The following is an 18,838-nucleotide window of genomic DNA, read 5'->3' on the forward strand; positions in this document are numbered from 1 at the left end:
TCGGAACCGGCGGCGTCGTGCTCACAGCATTTCAACTCACCGTTTCGAACGTCCGATCAAAGGCCGGCAGCAACTGGTATCGCGTCAGCTAGAGAATTTGGACATTGCCGTCGTAAGATCCCTCGGCCTCTTACATCTTTAGTCCCGCGGGACATCACCGGTATCGCGGATGGCGTCGAAGACCTTGGGGTCAACGAGGGTGGAGGTGTCGCCGAGGTCGCGGCCTTCGGCGATGTCCTTGAGCAGGCGTCGCATGATCTTGCCGGACCTCGTTTTGGGGAGTTCGGGGACGATGGTGATCTGGCGGGGCTTGGCGATCGGGCTGATCTCGCGGGACACCTCGGCCTTGAGTTCGGCGATGAGGGTGTCGCCGGTGTTCGGGGTGCCCTCGCGGAGGATGACGAACGCGACGATGCCCTGGCCGGTGGTGTCGTCGGCGGCGCCGACGACGGCGGCTTCGGCGACGCCGTGGTGGCCGACGAGGGCGGATTCGACCTCGGAGGTGGAGATGCGGTGGCCGGAGACGTTCATGACGTCGTCGACGCGGCCGAGCACCCACAGGGCGCCGTCGTCGTCGTATTTGGCGCCGTCACCGGCGAAGTACCAGCCCTGCTCGGGGTACCGGGACCAGTAGGTGTCGCGGTAGCGGTCCATGTCGCCCCAGATGCCGCGGAGCATCGCCGGCCACGGCTTGTCGAGCACGAGGTAGCCGGAGCCGCCGGCACCGAGTTCGTTCGCGTCGTCGTCGACGATCTTCGCGGAGATGCCCGGCAGCGGGGCCATCGCGGAGCCGGGTTTGGTGGCGGTGATCCCGGGCAGCGGGGAGATCATGATGGCGCCGGTCTCGGTCTGCCACCAGGTGTCGACGATCGGGGCGGTGCCGGAGCCGATGACCTCGCGGAACCATTTCCAGGCCTCGGGGTTGATCGGTTCGCCGACGGAGCCGAGCAGGCGGATCGAGGTCAGGTCGTGGGCGTCGGGGATTTCCCTGCCCCACTTCATGAACGTGCGCACGAGGGTGGGGGCGGTGTAGTAGATGCTGACACCGTATTTTTCGATGATCTGGAAGTGGCGGTGCTCGTCGGGGGAGTTCGGGGTGCCCTCGTAGACCACCTGGGTGACACCGTTGGACAGCGGTCCGTAGACGATGTAGCTGTGGCCGGTGACCCAGCCGATGTCGGCGGTGCACCAGTACACGTCGTGGCCGGCCTTGTGGTCGAACACGTTGTGGTGGGTGTAGGACGCCTGGGTGAGGTAGCCGCCGGAGGTGTGGATGATGCCCTTGGGCTTTCCGGTGGTGCCGGAGGTGTAGAGGATGAACAGCGGGTGCTCGGCGTCGAACGGGGTCGCCTCGTGGGTGCCGGACGCCTTGTCGACGGTCTCGTGCCACCACAGGTCCCGGCCGTCGGCGACCGCGACATCGATGCCGGTGCGCTTGACGACGAGAACGTGCTCGACGGACGCAGCGCCGTCGACCGCCTCGTCGACGGCGGGCTTGAGGGGTGCGGCCTGGCCGCGTCGCCACTGTCCGTCGACGGTGACGACGAGTTTGGCTTCGGCGTCGTCGATGCGCGAGCGCAGGGCGCTGGCGGAGAAGCCGGCGAAGACCACGGAGTGGGTCAGGCCCAGGCGGGCGCAGGCGAGCATGGTGACGATGGCCTCGGGGATCATCGGCATGTAGATCGCGACGCGGTCGCCGGCGACGAGTCCGAGGTCGGTGAAGGTGTTGGCGGCCTTGGACACTTCGGTGAGCAGGTCGTTGTAGGTGAGGTCGCGGGTGTCGCCCGGTTCGCCTTCGAAGTGGATGGCGACGCGGTCGCCGTTGCCGGCGAGAACGTGCCGGTCGACGCAGTTGTAGGCGACGTTGAGTTCTCCGCCGACGAACCATTTCGCGACGGGTGCGTCGGAGAAGTCGAGTACCTCGGTGAAGGGCGTGTGCCAGTGCAGGCGCTCGGCCTGGGTCGCCCAGAATGCGAGTCGGTCCTCGTCTGCGGCAGCCTGGAGTTCGGGTCCGGCGTTCGCAGTGGCGGTGAACTCGGGGCTCGGCGCGTAGATCTCGGGCGCGTGCTCGATGACTTCGGTGTCGGCGGTGCTGGTCACAATTCTGGTGTCCTTCTGCTGGCGGCGGTGGGCCTGGCGGCCGGGGTCGGGTCCGGTGACGACAGGAGGGGCGGGGGTGCCATCACCCCAACAGGTTGGTTGGTTCAGACGGGGTAGCGGCAAAGTGTGAGTACCGCCCGATGGCAAGGTGGGCGACCTCACCCACCCAAGAGCGTGATTGCGTTCGCGAGCTACGCGTGGAAGCCCCTGTCGTCGAACATTTCTGGCTCAGAACAGCCTTGATGTAGGTGGTCGGGTGTTGTCCTTGCCGTACTCGACTGCATGCAGCGGGTGAGATTGGCCTGAGGCCAGTGCGCAAGCAATGGCATGCATAATAGAGACCGAAGCCTGCTCGGAGATCGTCAGGACTTGCGAGCGCCATATCGCTCGTCGCGCCAGTCGAGTGCTGCCTTGAGGCCCCTCTCAGCTGCCACCTTGTCGAATTCTTGCTGCTCAGGGGTGTTGGCGCCGTTGAGTAGAGCCGATATGTCAACGTTAGCGTTTACTGCGTTCCGAAGTCCCTTGGCCTCATAAGCCCGATTGAGCGCCTGTTTCGTCAGCCGCAGGATCGGCAGCGGAGTCGGCGCGATACGCATCGCCAGCTCCCGCGCGGCGGAGTCGAGTTCGTCGAGCGGGACAATCTTGTTGATCAACCCCAGGGACAAGGCTTCTTCGGCATCGATCTTGTCGCCGGTGAAGAGCAGTTCGTTGGTCTTCTTCTGACCGAGAATGAACGGCATCAGCAAGGTCACTGGGCCGGATCCATACTGAATTTCAGGCTCACCGAATTGCGCGTTGTCAGCAGCGACGACAATGTCGCAGGCCATGGCGATCTCGCACCCGCCGGCGAGGCAGTAGCCCTGCACGACGGCGATGGTCGGCTTCGGGCAGGCCCACAAAGCCATGGTGACGTCGGCGTCGCGGCGTAGCACCGGCAGCCACTCGAGCGGGGTTTCGGTGCCGTCCTCGATCTCGTCGTTCATGTCGAATCCTGCGGAGAATGCTCGCCCCTGCGCGGTCACGAGGACCACCTTGATCGAGTCGTCGGCGCCGGCCTGGGCGATGCGCTTGTCGAATTCGAGCAGCACCTCGGTGTTCAGAGCATTGAGCTTGTCGGGCCGATTGAGCGTGATCGTGGCAAGAGGCCCACTGGTTTCGTAAAGCACTACATCAGTCATGGTGCGTCCTTCGGGTCGAGAGGTCCAATCTGTTGCCGGTCCCACCGCGGGCGACCGTCGGCATCCATACCGGAAGTCCGTGACGCCGGCCCGTCGCTTTGGCGATATCGGTCATCGGTCAGTCACTCGTTGCGTGATTTGTTCCGGGCACCGGCCTTGTCAGTGGTCGAGGATGATGCGGGCGTCCAGGGCGACGGCGATGGTGGGCGTGACCGCGATGGGGTTGCATTCGATCTCGCCGATCTCTGGATGTTCGGCGGCGTAGTTGGACAAGGTGGCGACCAGCTCGGCGGCGGCGGCGATGTTGACGGCAGGCTTACCGCGGAAGCCGGTGAGCAGTGCCGATCCTCGCAGCGACTGCAGCAGCTCGCGGGCCTGGTCGGCGGTGATCGGGCCGAGGGCGCAGCGGGTGTCTTTGAGCAGTTCGGTGTACACGCCGCCGATGCCGACGAGGACGATGGGACCGAACGTGGGGTCGCGGCGTACGCCGATGATCAGTTCGACCGCGCCGGAGAGGTCGGCCATCTCCTCGATGGAGCAGACCGGGGGGGCCAGCCGTGCCTGGACGTCGTCCCAGGCTGCGACCAGGGCGGTGTGGTCGGTTATGTTCAAGATGACGCCGCCGTTGTCGGACTTGTGTTCGTCGCCGAGGACTTTGAGGACGAGCGGGAACTGCAAGTCCGCGACCGCGTTCTCGAGTTCGCCGATGGTTGCCACCTCGGCGGCCGGAACGAAAGGGATCCCGGCAGCGGTGAGGGCGCGGCGAGCCGGCCAATATCCGGTCTCGGCGAGCGGGGCGGCGGGTTCGGGCAGCACCGGCAGCGGATGGGAGGTGACCTCGGCGCGGACGAGCAGCCGGCTCAGTGCCCAGGTGGCATGTTCGACGTTGCGGTACACCGCGATTCCGCTGTCCCGCAGCGCCTGTGCCGCTGCGGAGTCGGGAAACATGGTTTGGGCGATGAAGCTCGCATCGGACTCGGCGACGAGGGCGGCGATGTCGCGGCCGACCTGGATCTCGCCGGACACCACGGCTGGGTCGTAGTCGCCGTAGCCGCCGAAGTAGCCGGTCATCAGGACCGCGTCGGTCTCGGGACTCTCGATCAGCCGCTGGGCGACGCGGGCAAAGCAGGTGATGTCCTGCTCGCCGCCGCCGGCGACGTCGATCGGGTTCGACACTGCGGCGGTCGGGGGCAACTCACCGGCGACCCGCTCCGCGAGGTCCGCGGAGAACTCCTCGACTCGCAGCCCTGCCTCTTCGAGGCTGTCACTGGCCAGTGAGGCGTGGCCGCCGCCGTCGGCGGGAACCGCGACCCGAGACCCTGCCGGAGGGCGGGTACGGACGAGAACCTGAAGCAGGTTGGCCATCTCGAACGGGCTCGAGACCAGTTCGGTGCCGGTGGCCTCGCAGACGGCTTCGAGGACGACGTTCGAGGTCACCAGGGAACCGGTGTGCGAGGCCGCGCCGCGGGTGGAGGCGGCACCGCGGCCGACCGACAGCAGCACGACGGGCTTGCCGGCGTCCGCGGCGCGGGCGGCGGCGCGAGCGAACTTGCGGCCGTCCTTGAAGCCCTCGCAGTACACCGCGATCGCCTCGGTGCCCTCGTGGTCGACGCAGCTGTCGATCAGGTCGGCGACGTCGAGGTCGGCGCAGTTGCCCAGGCTCGCGAAGCGGGCGACCCCGAGGCCCTGTTCGGAGAAGTGCTCGGCCAGATCGATCGCGACGTTGCCGCTCTGGGAGATGATCGACACCGAGCCGGGGCGGAATTCGTTGACCGTCGCGTCGAGCCCGGTGGTGTTGTCGAGCACGCCGAGACAATTCGGCCCGAGCATCGCGATATCGGCCTCGCGCAGCCGGGCGACGAGGGCGTTCTGCCGGGCCAGGCCGTCCGCACCGGATTCGCCCAGTCCTGCGGTGATCGCGACGATCGCCTTGACGCCGGACGTGATGGCGTCCTCGACCGCCTCGTCGAATCCTGCTGCGGGAACCGCGATCACCGCGAGATCGACGGGCCCGCCGAGGTCGGTCAGGGCCGGTCTCGCCGGATGGCCGAGGATCGTGGACCGGGTCTTGTTGATCAGATACGCCGGACGCGTGTCCGCGTCTCGCAGCGCGCGTACCGCGAGCCAGTTGCCGTACTTGGCCGGGTCGTTGCTCGCGCCGACGATGGCGATGGAGGACGGAGCGAACAGGGCGGTCAGATCCCGCCGGGTGACCGGCAGTGCGGGGGCAAGTGAGGTCATCGAAAGATCTCCGTCTTCGGAAGGTGGCGAGGTTGTGGTCCGCGGCAGCAGAAGTGGGGGCCGCGCGAGGTTGAGATACAACCTCAAAATAATATGTAATTATTGCATGGTCAAGGGCGGGTTTTCCTTCTCGGACAACTCGTCCCGCCCGCGGACGGGCGACGTAACGACGGTGCGCGGTGCGCCGACCTCTACGATCGGAAACGGCTCCGCATTCAACGAAATGCGCGAGATCTGCAGGTGAAAGGGTTGTGGACTGATGACAGGGGCGAGTGCAGCTGAACTGGGTGAAGATCCTCTCGTCACCGAGAGTCGGCGACGAATTCTCGCGGCCGCGGAGCGGTTGATCGGCGTGCACGGAATCGAGAAGGTGCGTCTGCGCGATATCGCCCGGGAGGCGGGATTCTCCATCGGGAAAATTCAGCACTACTTCGATAATCGTGACGAGGTCATCGAGGCGATGCTCAGCGCGGCGAGCCTGCGACGGGTCGAGGAATGGGCCACGTTCGCCAATGACATCGACGATCCCGCGACGAAGATGGTCTCGCTCCTCGAGCACGCCATCACCGATCGCGAGCGTTGCACGGTGTGGTTGGCAACGACGTCGGTGGCCAGCCGCAATGCACAATTTCTCCCCGACGTGGCTCGTATCTACGATGCATGGCGCGCCAAGCTCTCCGACGTGATCGAGGCCGGAGCACACGACGGAACTTTCCACCCCACCGCGCCCGTCGCCGAAGTTAGCGACGGAATCATCGGCGCCATAGACGGTTTGATGACGGCTGTCGCCGTCGACCTACCCGGCTACACCCCTGAGCGCAACGCCCGGATCCTTCGACACATCGCCGGTGTGTTGCTGGGAACCAGCCTCGTCAAGGAAGCTACGGCGTAGGTCGACCACCACCGTCACCGGGCAACCTTCGGTGCATCTGTCCGGCTGGAGTTGAGCGGAAACGTGCGTTGGGACCGCGGTCGTGAAGTATGGCCCACCGTAGCTGGTGAGCCTCGCGTCCCTGCCGGAACGATGTCGTTTCGCATCCGCGCACCGCACCAACCTCGGTTGCTCGTAACACCAATGCGCAGGCGGGATCCGGGCCATGGACAGCCCTATATGCGCGCTCACACGTGTGTTATCGCCGTGATGCCCTGATACCCGCATTCACGAGGCCGTGCCGTGCGTCTTCCGTGCCGGTAGCGGCCAGCCTCTCCAAGCATTGATGCCGGAGACGCAGAATCAGAGGTACGGGAAGTGACCTCGCATCAAGGGTTTCCAACAATCGCATCAGCCGTCGATAGTAGTCGCCGGCAGTGAGGCCGAACGTCGGGAGCACATGCTCTTCGCCGCCGCCATAGGGCGCCCATTCCGCGGCGAACTTCAGCATATCCTCGTGATAGCTGTCCATTCGTCGATCCATTCTGTGAGTGTGGTGAGCGGCCGACCCGCCACAGGCAGATAAGGCAAGGCGCCTCGGCAGCAGCAGGCAATTGGTTGCACAGGAGCCCCGGGGATTTCGCGGCGAACCGGTCGCTGACCGCGATCGCCCGCAGTCTCCAGCCTCTGGTCAGGCGTCGGACATTATTGGCCCTCGGGGGGCGATCAGGCGGTGACGACATCCGTGTCGCCCCCGCCTGATGTCGTTGCCATCGTCAGGGGATCAGCACGATCTTCCCCTGTACGTCTCCGTCTGCCAGCCTTTTGAGGCCCGCTTCGGCATCTGCCAAGGGAATCGTCGAGTCGATCTGGGGGCGAAGACCTGTGGTGTCGAGCAACGCGAGGAGTTGTTCGAGTTCGTCACGAGTGCCCATCGTCGACCCCAAGACCTGCAACTGCAGAAAGAAGACTCGGTTGAGATCCGATGGAGGGTTGGGACCGCTGGTAGCTCCGCACGTCACGACCGCCCCGCCCGGCTTCAACGACTTGAGCGAATGCGACCACGTCGCCTGTCCGACATTGTCGAGCACCGCGTCGACTTTCTCGGGCAGCCGAGCGCCTGTTTCGAAGGCCTGGTCGGCCCCCAGTGCCAGGGCTGCGTCGCGTTTGGCAGCACTGCGACTGGTCACCCACACCCGCAGCCCAGCGGCCTTGCTCAACGCAATAGCCGCCGTAGAGACTCCCCCACCCGCGCCTTGGATCAGGACCGTCGACCCCGGCGCCAGATTCGCCTTGACAAAGAGCATCCTGTACGCCGTCAGCCATGCCGTCGGCAGGCATGCAGCCTGCTCGAAGGAGAGCGACGCAGGCTTCGCAACGAGGTTGCGGCGAGGAACCAGCACCTTCTCCGCCAGTGTGCCGTCGTACACCTCCGAGAGCAGCGACCGCTTGGGGTCCAAAGTGTCGTCCCCCGTCCACCCTGGGGAGGTGATGACCGAGTGCACGACGACCTCACGGCCATCCTCGTCGACGCCCGCAGCGTCGCCGCCCAGGATCATCGGGAGCTGGTCGGGCCGAATTCCGACTCCTCGCAGGGTCCACAAATCATGGTGATTCAACGCCGCCGCTTTGACCGTGACGGTGGTCCAGCCTTCGCGAGGTTCGGGTTCGGGGCGTTCACCGACGACGAGCCCCGAAACGGGGTCGTCGGAATCGATGGCATTGGCGTATGCGGCTAGCATCGTGGGCCTTTCGTATCTTCGAGTTGACGTGCCGGCGGCCGCAGTGCCCGTCCCGTCACCCGGAATGAGCAGTGCAACCTGTCGAGTTCAGTTCACGGGATGTCAGATGGTGGTAGCGGTGTAGCCATGGGCGTCGGCGACCTCCGTGGACAGCAGCTTGCCGTCGTGGGTGGACAGGCCTGCGGCGAGGCCGGGGACGGTCGCGGTCGCGTCCTGCCAGCCCTTGTCGGCGAGCGCGACGACGTACGGCAGGGTCGCGTTGGTGAGGGCGTAGGTGGAGGTGCGGGGGACGGCGCCGGGCATGTTGGCGACGCAGTAGAACACCGAGTCGTGGACCTGGTAGGTGGGTTCGGCGTGGGTGGTGGGCCGCGAGTCCTCGAAGCAGCCGCCCTGGTCGATGGCGATGTCGACGAGCACCGAGCCGGGCTTCATCCGGGAGACCAGGTTGTTGGAGACGAGGGTGGGGGCCTTGGCGCCGGGGACGAGGACGGCGCCGATGACCAGGTCGGCGTCGAGGACGGCCTGCTCGAGTTCGAGGCTGTTGGAGACGATGGTCTTGACCTGGCCGTGGTACTGGGCGTCGATTTCCCGCAGCCGGGCGATGGACAGGTCGAGGACGGTGACGTCGGCGTGCATGCCGTGCGCGATGGCGATGGCGTTGCGGCCGGAGACGCCGGCGCCGATGACGACGACCTTGGCCGGTCGCACCCCGGGAACACCGCCCATCAGGACGCCGCGGCCGCCGCCCTGGCGCATCAGGTGGTAGGCGCCGGCCTGCGGGGCGAGGCGTCCGGCGACCTCGCTCATCGGGGCGAGCAGCGGCAGGGAGCCGTCGGCGCCGGTGACGGTTTCGTAGGCGATGGAGGTGGTCTTCGACGCGAGCAGGGCGTCGGTGCAGTCCTTGGATGCGGCGAGGTGCAGGTAGGTGAACAGCACCTGGTCCTGCCGGAGGCGGGGGTACTCCTCCGCGATCGGCTCCTTCACCTTCAGCAGCAGATCGGCCGACCCCCACACCGCAACGGCAGAGGAGAGGATCTGGGCCCCCGCCGCCTTGAAGTCCTCGTCCGCGAAGGACGAGCCGACACCGGCCCCGGACTCGATGACGACCTCGTGGCCGCGGCCGACAAGTTCGTGGACACCCGCGGGGGTGATCGCCACCCGGTACTCGTGGTTCTTGATTTCGCGGGGGATACCGATTCTCATGACTTCTCCTGGCGTGCGGTTAGTTGAACAGTGATGCCTTCGGCGTGAACGACGCGCAATCCGCTTCGCAATTACGAAGGTTTCCGACCGTTCACGGTTGACAAAAATTGCGTTGACCAGCACGGTGACGTGCGGGCGAATGTCCCCACATCAAATCGATTCCTTTTGATACGGAACACAATCGATGTCATGGGACTTATCCCACGGGGTGGTGGATAAGTTTCTTGTTGACGAACTCGTCGATGCCGAGTGGACCGAGTTCGCGCCCGACTCCGGAACGCTTGGTTCCACCGAACGGTAGATCGGGTCCACCGCCCTCGGGCTCATTGATCCAGACCATGCCGGTGTCGAGTTGGTCGGCGATATCAAGCGCGACCTTGGTATCTCGGGCATAAACAACGGCTCCGAGTCCATACGGTGAGTCGTTGGCGAGGGTGACTGCGGCATCGGCATCAGCTACCCGGTGCAGGACAGCCACCGGTCCGAATAATTCCTCGTGGTAGGCCCTCATCTCGGGTGTCACTCCGGACAGGACGGTGGGTTCGACAAAGAATCCGGGGCGGTCGAGTCGCTGTCCTCCGGTGTGCAGTTTCGCGCCCTTGGCGACGGCGTCGTCGATCTGCGCAAGGAGGAACTCCACAGCAGATTCGGAGGCCAGCGGCCCACACGTCGTCCTCGGATCGGTCGGATCGCCGAGAACCTGGGCCTGCATACCGTCGACGAAGTGCCCGAGAAACTCGTCGTAGTGGGAATCTGCAACGATCATGCGCTTCGAGGCATTGCAGGACTGGCCGGCGTTTTCCATCCGAGCAGCGACCGCGGCGCTTGCCGCTGCGGCGATGTCCTCTGCATCGAGCACGATGAACGGATCGGATCCGCCCAGCTCCAGCACAACCTTCTTGAGGTTGTGCCCCGCTTGTGCGGCAACAGCCATCCCCGCACGCTCGCTGCCCGTCACGGAGACACCGCAGATCCGATCGTCTGCAATCAGGGTGGCGATTTGGTCGGTCGTGGCGAATACGTTCGTATACGTGTGTGGGGGAAATCCCGCGTCCTCGAAAATTCGTTCCATTTCGAGCGCGGACTCGGGGCACTGCTGGGCATGCTTGAGAATAATGGTATTTCCGACCATCAGATTCGGTGCCGCGAAACGGGCGACCTGATAAAACGGATAATTCCACGGCATGATGCCGAGCAATGCCCCTATCGGCGCCTTCCGGATGACAGCCTTTCCGGTAACGGATTCCGAATTCAACGGCTCGTCCGCGAGAAGCATCTCGCCATTCTCGGCGTAATAGCGGTAAATCGAGGCCGAGAACTCGACCTCACCCCGCGCCTCGGCCACAGTCTTGCCCATCTCCCTCGTGATGGTTGCAGCCAACTTGTCCGCGCGCTCCAGATACAGGTCGGCGACAGCGCTCAGCAGCAGCGATCGCTCCGCCTTCGATGTCGCCCGCCAGCGGAGATAGGCGGCGTGCGCGTGCGCACAGACGTCCGAGATCTCGTGGTCCTCCACCTCCGGAAACTCGTTCTCAATTACTCCTGTAGCGGGATTCAAAACCCTGTACCGCGACAATTTCGGCCTACTTCCTTGACGTTGCGTTGCGCTGCTCGGAACGCACGCGATCACACTGAAGGCATTCACAGTTTCGCGCACGAATAACGACACCGGGTGCGCTCACGGGGATTAGCGACGATGTGACTCGAGGCGAGAAAAGTTGCTTTTACCGCGCACAGTCCACAGGTCTTCTCCGGGAGGAACTTTTCGATCCGATTCGAAAACTTCGTGCATCCCACGTCACACTATGGTAGGACTTGATTGAACGTGCAGTCAAGGTCTGCGACTCCGGGTCGGCGCCGGTTGATCCACCAGGTCATCGGCCAACGACGACCCGAGGAGGCAACGGACCAGGGCAACACCCGAGGAGCGGGCAGACGGTCTGCCGAAAGGCGACCGCGCGACTCGACCTGCATGGACGTACCACGACCCGTGGAGAACACCGCGGGCAACGACGGAGCCTCACGCCCGAAGCCCGCCGAATCTGATTCAAGAGTGGAGCGAGACAATGACCCCCGACAACCACGTGGACCTGCAGCCAGCGGCCCGAGACAATCTGTGGATGCATTTCACACGCCAAGGTGCCTTCGCCACCTCAGACGTACCGATCATCACCCGGGGCGAAGGAGCGTACGTCTGGGACGCACAGGGACGGCGATACCTCGACGCATTGTCAGGTCTGTACGTCACCCAGATCGGCCACGGCCGCAGGGAACTCGGCGAGGCCGCAGCCAAGCAGATGGCCGAACTCGAGTTCTTCCCGATCTGGACCTTTGCCCATCCCCGAGCGATCGAACTGGCCGAACGGCTCGCGTCGTTCGCACCCGGCGACCTGAACCGAGTCTTCTTCACCTCCGGAGGCGGCGAAGCGGTCGAGTCGGCGTGGAAGCTCGCAAAGCAGTACTACAAGATGACCGGCCGCCCCAACAAGCACAAAGTCATCAGCCGCCGAATCTCCTACCACGGGACTACCCAGGGCGCCCTCTCCATTACCGGCATGCCCGCCTACAAGTCCGTTTTCGAACCTTTGGTCCCATCAACGGTGCACGTGCCGAACACGAACTTCTATCGTGCACCCGAGCACGGCGACGACCCCGTCGCCTTCGGCCGGTGGGCTGCCGCCCAGATCGAGGACGCCATCATCGCCGAAGGTCCTGACTCCGTCGCGGCGGTCTTCCTGGAACCGGTTCAGAACGCAGGCGGGTGCTTCACTCCTCCCCCCGGCTACTTCCAGCTGGTTCGGGAGATCTGCGATCGCCACGACGTGCTGCTGGTTTCCGACGAGGTCATCTGCGGATTCGGCCGGCTCGGCGAATGGTTCGGCGCAATCAAGTACGGCTTCCAGCCGGACATCATCACGTGCGCGAAGGGGCTGACCTCCGGTTACGCGCCGATGGGGGCCATGATCGCATCCGATCGCCTCATGGAACCGTTCCTCGAAGGCAACAACACGTTCCTCCACGGCTACACCTTCGGTGGCCACCCAGTGTGCGCAGCCGTGGCAATGGCGAACCTGGACATCTTCGAGCGCGAGGGCATCCTCGACCATGTCCGCCAGAACGAAGGACCGTTCCGCGACACGATGAACAAGCTCTCCGATCTCGATATCGTCGGCGACGTCCGCGGAGCCGGTTACTTCCTCGCACTCGAGCTTGTCAAGGACAAGTCGACCAAGGAGACGTTCAACGACGACGAAGCCGAGCGGCTCCTGCGCGGCTTCCTCAGCAAGGAGCTGTACGACAGCGGCATCTACTGCCGGACCGATGACCGGGGCGACCCGATCGTGCAGCTGTCCCCGCCGCTGATCTGCGACCAGTCCCACTTCGACGAGATCGAATTCATCCTGCGTGACGTGCTGACACGGGCGCAGAAGATGCTGTAAGACCCGCACTGCCTGCCGAGACCCTTCCGCGGCACATCGAGGGAACTAGAGCAAATTGCCAGTTGCTTGTCGCGGAGGGGACCGGCAGCGCGGCGCAGCCCCCGGGTCGCCGCGCACTCCACCTCCACCGGGCCTGAACAGCAGGGGCGGGGACGGAATTGCAGTGCACTAGCGTGGACTGCGGAAGCGGCGGGCGCCGAGCGACCGTCGGCGAGGAAAGAAAGAGCTCATGACCACTCAAGCACCGAGCAGCACCAACGAGGCACGAAAGCTCGAGATCCTTCGAGCAGCCACAGATATCCTGCGCGAGCGCGGCTTTGGCGATGCCCGCATCGCAGATGTCGCCAAGCGCGCGTCGGTGAGCACGGGACTGGTCATCTACTATTTCGGCTCTCGCGAGCAACTTCTCATCGATGCATTGCGCTATTGGGAGAACGGCTTCTACGAGACCGCTCAGCAACTCCTCGAAGGTGAGGACTCAGCGGCTCGTCGACTGAGGGTGCTCGTTGCCATGGCCTGCGGGTGCGAAGACACCCCACGCATGTCGTGGGGCCTCTGGTTCGAACTCTGGGCTCAGGCGCAGCGTCACCCGGAAGCGGCCGAGGCGCGTTCCGGTCACGACGAGAAGTGGCGGAATCTCATCACCGAGATCGTCCGGCACGGTCAGCGAACCGGGGAGTTCAGCGTCGACGTCGACGCACGGAGGTTTGCATTGATGCTCGCCACCCTGCTTGACGGCATGATGGTGCAGGTGGGTCTCGATGATCGAGAGCTTAACTCGGACTTAGCTTTTGATCTCTCGATGGAGTTCGTATCGCAGCAGTTGGGAATGCCCGCGCAGCACGGATGATCACTCCCCCACGAGGGCGTACATCGCGACAAAGGTCGATCACGGAGCCGGGTGGACGGACTCGGACGACGAGCCGTGTCGCATTGGTACCGGACCGTGACCGACGAACGGCGACCGCCGGCGCCCGAGGAACGCTCAGACCACTTGCCGCTAAGTGCCATACAGCCGCAGGCGGAGTGAGCATCGACCGCCCCGCCGCCATCGGAACTACTTACCGCCTCAACAGGAATCATCACCCTGTTGGGCGGTTTTTCCATGTCTTCTCCAAGGGCCGAATCCTTTTGAAACACGGGAAAAATGGGGCCTTGACGAGCCAATAAGCCCGTATTACCGTGAGATGTCTATCACACCGCATCGCGGACTGGCTCGACTCCGAGCCATCATCATGATTCCTCGAAGGAGTTCCTTCAAATGGCCACTGCACTTCTTCGCCCCGTGTGGGCCTTGTCACTCGAGGCACGATGGGCCGTACGCACCACACTCGTCGGCGGTGCCACATGCTGACCGGGCCCTCCGATCAGGAGGCCGTCATGTCCAAGTTGTCAGACCCAGTCCCGGCCGACAGCGGACATCCAGCAGGGGCCGAGGAGCTCGACTCCGGTCATCTCGGTCGCACTCAGCTCGTGTCACTCGCTCTGGCATCGTCGATTCCCGCGGTCGGAATCGCGATCGTGCCGATGCTGCTGTTCAGCTCGGTAGGACTCGCTGCCCTGCCAGCGGCAGTGCTGTCGGCGCTGGCGGTGATCAGTATCGGCCTCGCCGTGATCTTCTTCGCCAAGCGATGCGTCGCCACCGGTTCGCTGTACTCGTACGTCGGTGAGGTATACGGGCCGTGGGCGCGCTACATCACCGGCGGAGCACTCCTGGTCGGTTTCGTGGTTCTCACCGCAGCTCTCAGCGGGATCATCGGCATCTTCTTCGGAAGCTTCCTGGCATCCCTCGGGATGGAGGGCGCGCTGAGCCTGGGTCCGCAGGTCGCCATCTATGCCGGCGCGATCGGAATCGGTATCTACGTGCCCTTCCGCGGCCTCGATACATCGGTGCGCACCGCGGTCGTACTCGCCGTGATCTCGATGCCCCTGGTCACCGTGGTCACCGTGGCCAGTGCATTTCACACCGGCCTCGACCTCACGCAGCAGTTCGACTTCGCGACCTTGACCCCTGACGGAGTATTGCAGGGCGTGGCAGCGGGGGCTGCGTTCCTGATGGGATTTGAGAGCTGCGCTGCCATGGCCGCCGAAACCCGCGATCCGAAACGAAACATCCCGCTCGCGGTCATGTCGATTCCCGTGGTCCTCGGTGTAATCTTCATCGGTTGCACCCTCCTGCAAGTCCCCGGCCTGAACGAGGCCTCGGACTACCTCGCCAAGGGGATGTCGCCCACCGCCGCTCTCGCGCTGAACGCCGGCCTCGGCACCTGGGTCGCGGACGCGACAGACCTGGTTCTCGCGGCGGCCACCTTCGCATGCCTGATCGGATACATCAACTATGGGGCCCGATTCCTCCTCACGCTGGGCGATGACGGACTACTGCCGGAGAAGGTGACATCGATTCATCACAAGTTCCGTTCTCCCCATGTCGCGATCTCGACGCTCGGAATTCTGGGCTTCGTGACGATCGTGGCAATGCTGATTGCCACCGGCTCCCCCGCCGATGCATACAACGCCATCGCGACGCTCGTGGTCTACGTCTGGGTTTTGCCGTATCTACTCATCGTTTCCGGAACGATCGTGCTTCTCATCAAGGAGCGTGTTTTCCGTCCGGTTCTGATCGCTGCCTGCCTGTTCGGGGGCGCCACCATGGCGTGGTGCTTCATCAACGGTGTCGTCAACCCGCCCCTGCCGCCGGTCGACACGATGACGTGGGTTGCGCTCGTGGTAGTCCCCATTTTCACGGCAATCCTCGTCCTCAACCGCACACTTTCCGCGCGTCGCGCGCGAGCATCCACGAACTGACCGTGAAGCCCAGGGCGCGCCGCGTAGCGAACCCACGGGACACAATCACCGTATCGATCAAAGCTCCGAGCTCGAGCACGACAGGCATCCGCCCGGGGGCGTGACTCGTCGGGGTTACTGAAAACCTTGGAGGAAACTGTGTCACTCGAAGCCGATCTCGTCATTACCGGTGCGACGGTCTATACCGTCGATCAGGCCGGTAGCTCCACGGATTCGGTCGCCATACGCGGCGATCGAATCGTTGCCCTCGGCCAGCCGGACGTGCAAGCAACCGTCGGACCGAACACCACGGTCGTCGACGCCTCGGGAGGCCTGGTTCTGCCCGGTTTCCAGGATTCCCACGTCCACGCCCCCTTCGCCGGTCTCAACCGGTTACACGTCGACCTGGAAAACCTGTCGGGACTGGACTCCTACTTGGAGTACATATCCGACTACGCGGCAGCCCACCCCGAACTCGACTGGATCATCGGCGGTGGATGGTCACTGGAGTTCTTTCCCGGAGGCATCGCTACCAAGGAGGCTCTCGACTCCGTCTGCCCCGACCGGCCCGTATTCCTCTTCAGCCGCGACGTCCACCAAGCATGGGTGAACTCGGAAGCGCTCCGGCGAGCCGGAATCTCCCGGGACACGCCCGACCCGGTCGATGGGAGAATCGAGCGTGACGCCGCGGGTGACCCCGTCGGCACGCTGCAGGAGGGCGCTGCGTACACGTTCAACAACTTGCACGTGCCCACGCCGGACCACAAGATCTGGGAACGTGCGGTCCTCGCCGGACAATCACACCTGCACTCCCTGGGCGTCACCGGCTGGCAAGACGCCTGGGTAACCCCCCAGACCGCCGAGGCCTACCATTCGCTGGCAGTGTCGGGTGAACTGACGAGCCGGGTTGTCGGAGCCTTGTGGTGGGACCGCCACCGCGGACTCGAACAAATCAAGGACTTCATCGAACAGCGCGAACTCGCAGTGGAGGGGCGCTTCCTCCCCACCACGGTGAAGATCATGGTCGACGGCGTCGTGGAAAACTACACGGGCGCACTCCTCGAGCCGTACTGCGACGGATGCGGCGATCATCGTTACGACCGGGGAATGATGCACGTCGACGTCGATATGCTGCTGGCAGCCGTACCCGAGCTCGACCGCGCCGGATTCCAGGTACACATGCACGCGATCGGCGACCGCGCCGTACGATGCGCACTCGATGCAGTCGAGTCCGCGCGTGCAGCCAACGGCCCCAACGACAATCGACACCACATCGCACACCTGGAAGTCGTGCACCCGAGCGATCTCCGGCGCTTCCGCGACCTGAACGTCATCGCCAACTGCCAGGCATTCTGGGCCAAATACGATTCGTACATCGACGACTTCACAACACCGGTGTTGGGTGCCGACCGCGTTAAGCGCCTGTACCCCTTCGGCGATCTACACCGGTCGGGCGCCACCTTGGCCATGGGCAGCGACTGGGGAGTGACGACCGCGAACCCGCTCGAGCAAATCGAGGTCGCAACCCGACGAATCGATCCGGCGAACCGAGACAAACCAGCGCTTCTGCCGGACCAAGTGTTGTCCGTACCCGACGCGGTGCGCGCCTTCACCGCAGGTAGCGCCTACCTGAACCACGACAGCGACGGCGGCACGATCGCTGTGGGCAAACGCGCAGACCTGACGATACTCGATCGGAACATCTTCGATGCCGAAGCCGGTTACCCCGCTGATGCACACGTCGTCCGGACGGTAGTCCGCGGTCAAACGGTTTACGAAAGCTAGCCCGTAACACCGATATGGTCGCGTCAAGCGGCCATATCGGAGAACCTGAGCAGCCCAACGATGGGCGGGCTCAGTCCTACCACAACGATGGGCCGCAACGTCGTTGGCTCGTATCTGAGCGAGCCAGCCCACCCGCATGGTTTCGATCCGGTCGGAGGCCTACAGGCTCGAGCAGACTTACGCCACGGGAACCGCCGATGGACTTTCCCGGTGCGCAACCAGCGTCAGTCGGCACCGGACTGGTCGAGGAGCGAGTGCAGATCGGCGAGGAGTTTGTCGGCTTCGTCTTCGATGCCGTCGAGGATGTTGGTGACGTCCATTAGAGCGTCACGGGCTGTTCGGCGTGCCTGGATGCCGCGGTCGCAGTAGCTCTGGTCCAGCTCGATCGACTCAGCGCCCAGTTCTGGTGAGAGGTTCGACCGCCGGAGTTTGGCGCGGCCTGGCCGGTGGCCGCGTGTGGGCGAGTGCCTGTCCGGTGAGATGGGCGCGACGAATTGGCTGGTCAGCGGGGTCGGCGCGTAGGGCGTGTGCACCCATCGGTTGGGCGTCGTGGCGTACGGCCTCCGCGAAAGCGGCCAGGTCCGCCTTCACTTCCAGGTACCGAGCGAGCATTCCTGTGCTGGGGTACCGGTCGAGGAAGCCTACGCTTCGATCCAGTTCCAATACGCGGCAGCAGGATTCGCGCATCTGTGGCCGCAGAAGGAACGTGCATTCCTGCGCCGCCCCTGTTGTTAACGAGCGCCTCGGATTCGAGGGTGATGTCGACGGGACAAAGTGAGGATGAGCGTGTCGCGGCGGCCGACCAACCCGGCCGGCCACGCGGTCACCGGGATCCAGGCGATTCGCTCCGCGGCGATCGCCGCGAGACGGCCGATGCGCTTCGATCGTGCGATGTTCAGGAGTTAACGGACGGCCTCGGCGGGGCCCGGAGCCGACAGACCTTCCTGGGTATGGAGAGTGTTGATCGGGGCGATGCGCCGACGCTGCTTTCCATCGGCGCCGGGGGTGGTTGGCGAGAAACTCCGCCAACACCGACGGCTGCGCGGGCAGCGCCGGTAATCGCATGCCTCGCACCAGTCCGCGAACAGGACCCAGTCATGCCTGTACCGTGTTTCTCGCAGTTTGGCTTGCGCCTCCGACAACCGGTCACAGCAGGACGGACTGAAAGCTGCGCGGGGATGATTCGTCAACCGCCGAACCGCACGAGACGCGAGCGGGCAAGCCGTACAAGCCCCACAAGTAACGTTCCAAACATGCTGTCAGAGCTTCATTTCCGAAATCCGGTAATTCATACCATTATTTCTTGACTGCTCTGTATTGCATCAGCTGGATTTCGGCTTCATGTCATTCTCCCGGTACGTGAAGGATCAGGGCGTCGCCCTGTCCGCCGCCGCGTCGCTTCAGCTCCAGCGCGAGGTGCAGCACGACCCGCGCACCCGACATGCCGAGCGGATGCCCGATGGCGATGGCGCCGCCGTTGACATTGACCTTCGA

At 64.3% G+C, this 18,838-nt stretch carries 15 protein-coding genes and 1 pseudogene; 6 read left to right on the forward strand and 10 right to left on the reverse strand.

The annotated features are described in order from the left end of the window. Window positions 1-138: 138 nt before the first annotated feature. The 3 genes from acs to ACFU5V_RS40790 form a co-directional block, all read right to left on the reverse strand. Entirely contained in the window at window positions 139-2,100 is a 1,962-nt protein-coding gene (gene acs, locus ACFU5V_RS40780; RefSeq protein WP_378706827.1) for an acetate--CoA ligase, read from the reverse strand. Between the two features lie 362 nt (window positions 2,101-2,462). Continuing rightward, window positions 2,463-3,278 (reverse strand): enoyl-CoA hydratase/isomerase family protein, encoded by an 816-nt coding sequence (locus tag ACFU5V_RS40785; RefSeq protein ID WP_378706829.1) that lies wholly within the window; start codon window positions 3,276-3,278, stop codon window positions 2,463-2,465. Between the two features lie 159 nt (window positions 3,279-3,437). After that, window positions 3,438-5,519 carry an acetate--CoA ligase family protein gene (locus ACFU5V_RS40790; protein WP_378706831.1) on the reverse strand — a complete coding sequence of 694 codons (2,082 nt, stop codon included), beginning with the start codon at window positions 5,517-5,519 and terminating at the stop codon, window positions 3,438-3,440. Between the two features lie 259 nt (window positions 5,520-5,778). Here ACFU5V_RS40790 and ACFU5V_RS40795 point away from each other — a divergent pair, with 259 nt between their 5' ends. Beyond that, entirely contained in the window at window positions 5,779-6,411 is a 633-nt protein-coding gene (locus ACFU5V_RS40795; RefSeq protein ID WP_378706833.1) for a TetR/AcrR family transcriptional regulator, read from the forward strand. A 238-nt stretch (window positions 6,412-6,649) separates the two neighbouring features. Here ACFU5V_RS40795 and ACFU5V_RS40800 read toward each other — a convergent pair whose 3' ends face one another. Then, a complete protein-coding gene (locus ACFU5V_RS40800; RefSeq protein ID WP_378706835.1) occupies window positions 6,650-6,922 on the reverse strand; it encodes a DUF3263 domain-containing protein in 273 nt (90 codons plus the stop codon). A 244-nt stretch (window positions 6,923-7,166) separates the two neighbouring features. Continuing rightward, on the reverse strand, window positions 7,167-7,994 hold the full coding sequence (locus ACFU5V_RS40805; RefSeq protein WP_378706849.1) for a zinc-binding dehydrogenase: 828 nt from the start codon (window positions 7,992-7,994) through the stop codon (window positions 7,167-7,169). Between ACFU5V_RS40805 and ACFU5V_RS40810 the strand changes: the two genes are divergently transcribed. Then, on the forward strand, window positions 7,890-8,129 hold the full coding sequence (locus tag ACFU5V_RS40810) for a hypothetical protein (protein WP_378706853.1): 240 nt from the start codon (window positions 7,890-7,892) through the stop codon (window positions 8,127-8,129). The two genes, ACFU5V_RS40805 and ACFU5V_RS40810, sit on opposite strands and share 105 nt — an antisense overlap. A gap of 105 nt (window positions 8,130-8,234) precedes the next feature. Here ACFU5V_RS40810 and ald read toward each other — a convergent pair whose 3' ends face one another. Together ald and ACFU5V_RS40820 are read right to left on the reverse strand one after the other, a co-directional pair. Next, window positions 8,235-9,335, reverse strand: coding sequence for an alanine dehydrogenase (gene ald, locus ACFU5V_RS40815; RefSeq protein ID WP_378706837.1), 1,101 nt, complete (start codon window positions 9,333-9,335; stop codon window positions 8,235-8,237). 196 nt (window positions 9,336-9,531) lie between these two features. Next, window positions 9,532-10,911 carry an NAD-dependent succinate-semialdehyde dehydrogenase gene (locus tag ACFU5V_RS40820; protein ID WP_378706839.1) on the reverse strand — a complete coding sequence of 460 codons (1,380 nt, stop codon included), beginning with the start codon at window positions 10,909-10,911 and terminating at the stop codon, window positions 9,532-9,534. Window positions 10,912-11,401: 490 nt separating this feature from the next. Between ACFU5V_RS40820 and ACFU5V_RS40825 the strand changes: the two genes are divergently transcribed. From ACFU5V_RS40825 to ACFU5V_RS40835, 3 genes are all read left to right on the forward strand, one after another. Continuing rightward, a complete protein-coding gene (locus ACFU5V_RS40825; protein ID WP_378706841.1) occupies window positions 11,402-12,775 on the forward strand; it encodes an aspartate aminotransferase family protein in 1,374 nt (457 codons plus the stop codon). 229 nt (window positions 12,776-13,004) lie between these two features. Next, window positions 13,005-13,625, forward strand: coding sequence for a TetR/AcrR family transcriptional regulator (locus ACFU5V_RS40830; protein WP_378706843.1), 621 nt, complete (start codon window positions 13,005-13,007; stop codon window positions 13,623-13,625). A 530-nt stretch (window positions 13,626-14,155) separates the two neighbouring features. Beyond that, window positions 14,156-15,580, forward strand: coding sequence for an APC family permease (locus ACFU5V_RS40835; protein WP_378706845.1), 1,425 nt, complete (start codon window positions 14,156-14,158; stop codon window positions 15,578-15,580). Between the two features lie 141 nt (window positions 15,581-15,721). Here the strand turns inward: ACFU5V_RS40835 and ACFU5V_RS40840 are convergent, their stop codons facing one another. Beyond that, window positions 15,722-15,922 carry a hypothetical protein gene (locus ACFU5V_RS40840; RefSeq protein ID WP_378706855.1) on the reverse strand — a complete coding sequence of 67 codons (201 nt, stop codon included), beginning with the start codon at window positions 15,920-15,922 and terminating at the stop codon, window positions 15,722-15,724. Here ACFU5V_RS40840 and ACFU5V_RS40845 point away from each other — a divergent pair. Beyond that, a complete protein-coding gene (locus ACFU5V_RS40845; RefSeq protein ID WP_378706851.1) occupies window positions 15,842-17,344 on the forward strand; it encodes an amidohydrolase in 1,503 nt (500 codons plus the stop codon). The genes ACFU5V_RS40840 and ACFU5V_RS40845 overlap by 81 nt on opposite strands. A 224-nt stretch (window positions 17,345-17,568) precedes the next feature. Here the strand turns inward: ACFU5V_RS40845 and ACFU5V_RS40850 are convergent, their stop codons facing one another. Together ACFU5V_RS40850 and ACFU5V_RS40855 are read right to left on the reverse strand one after the other, a co-directional pair. Next, the gene (locus ACFU5V_RS40850) at window positions 17,569-17,877 is read right to left on the reverse strand and encodes a hypothetical protein (protein WP_378706847.1); all 309 of its coding nucleotides are present in this window, start codon (window positions 17,875-17,877) and stop codon (window positions 17,569-17,571) included. 811 nt (window positions 17,878-18,688) lie between these two features. Continuing rightward, window positions 18,689-18,838 (reverse strand): annotated as a pseudogene (locus tag ACFU5V_RS40855) (acetyl-CoA C-acyltransferase); the annotation flags it as partial.

Source organism: Rhodococcus sp. NPDC057529 (assembly GCF_042802055.1).
Lineage (GTDB): Bacteria > Actinomycetota > Actinomycetes > Mycobacteriales > Mycobacteriaceae > Rhodococcus_F.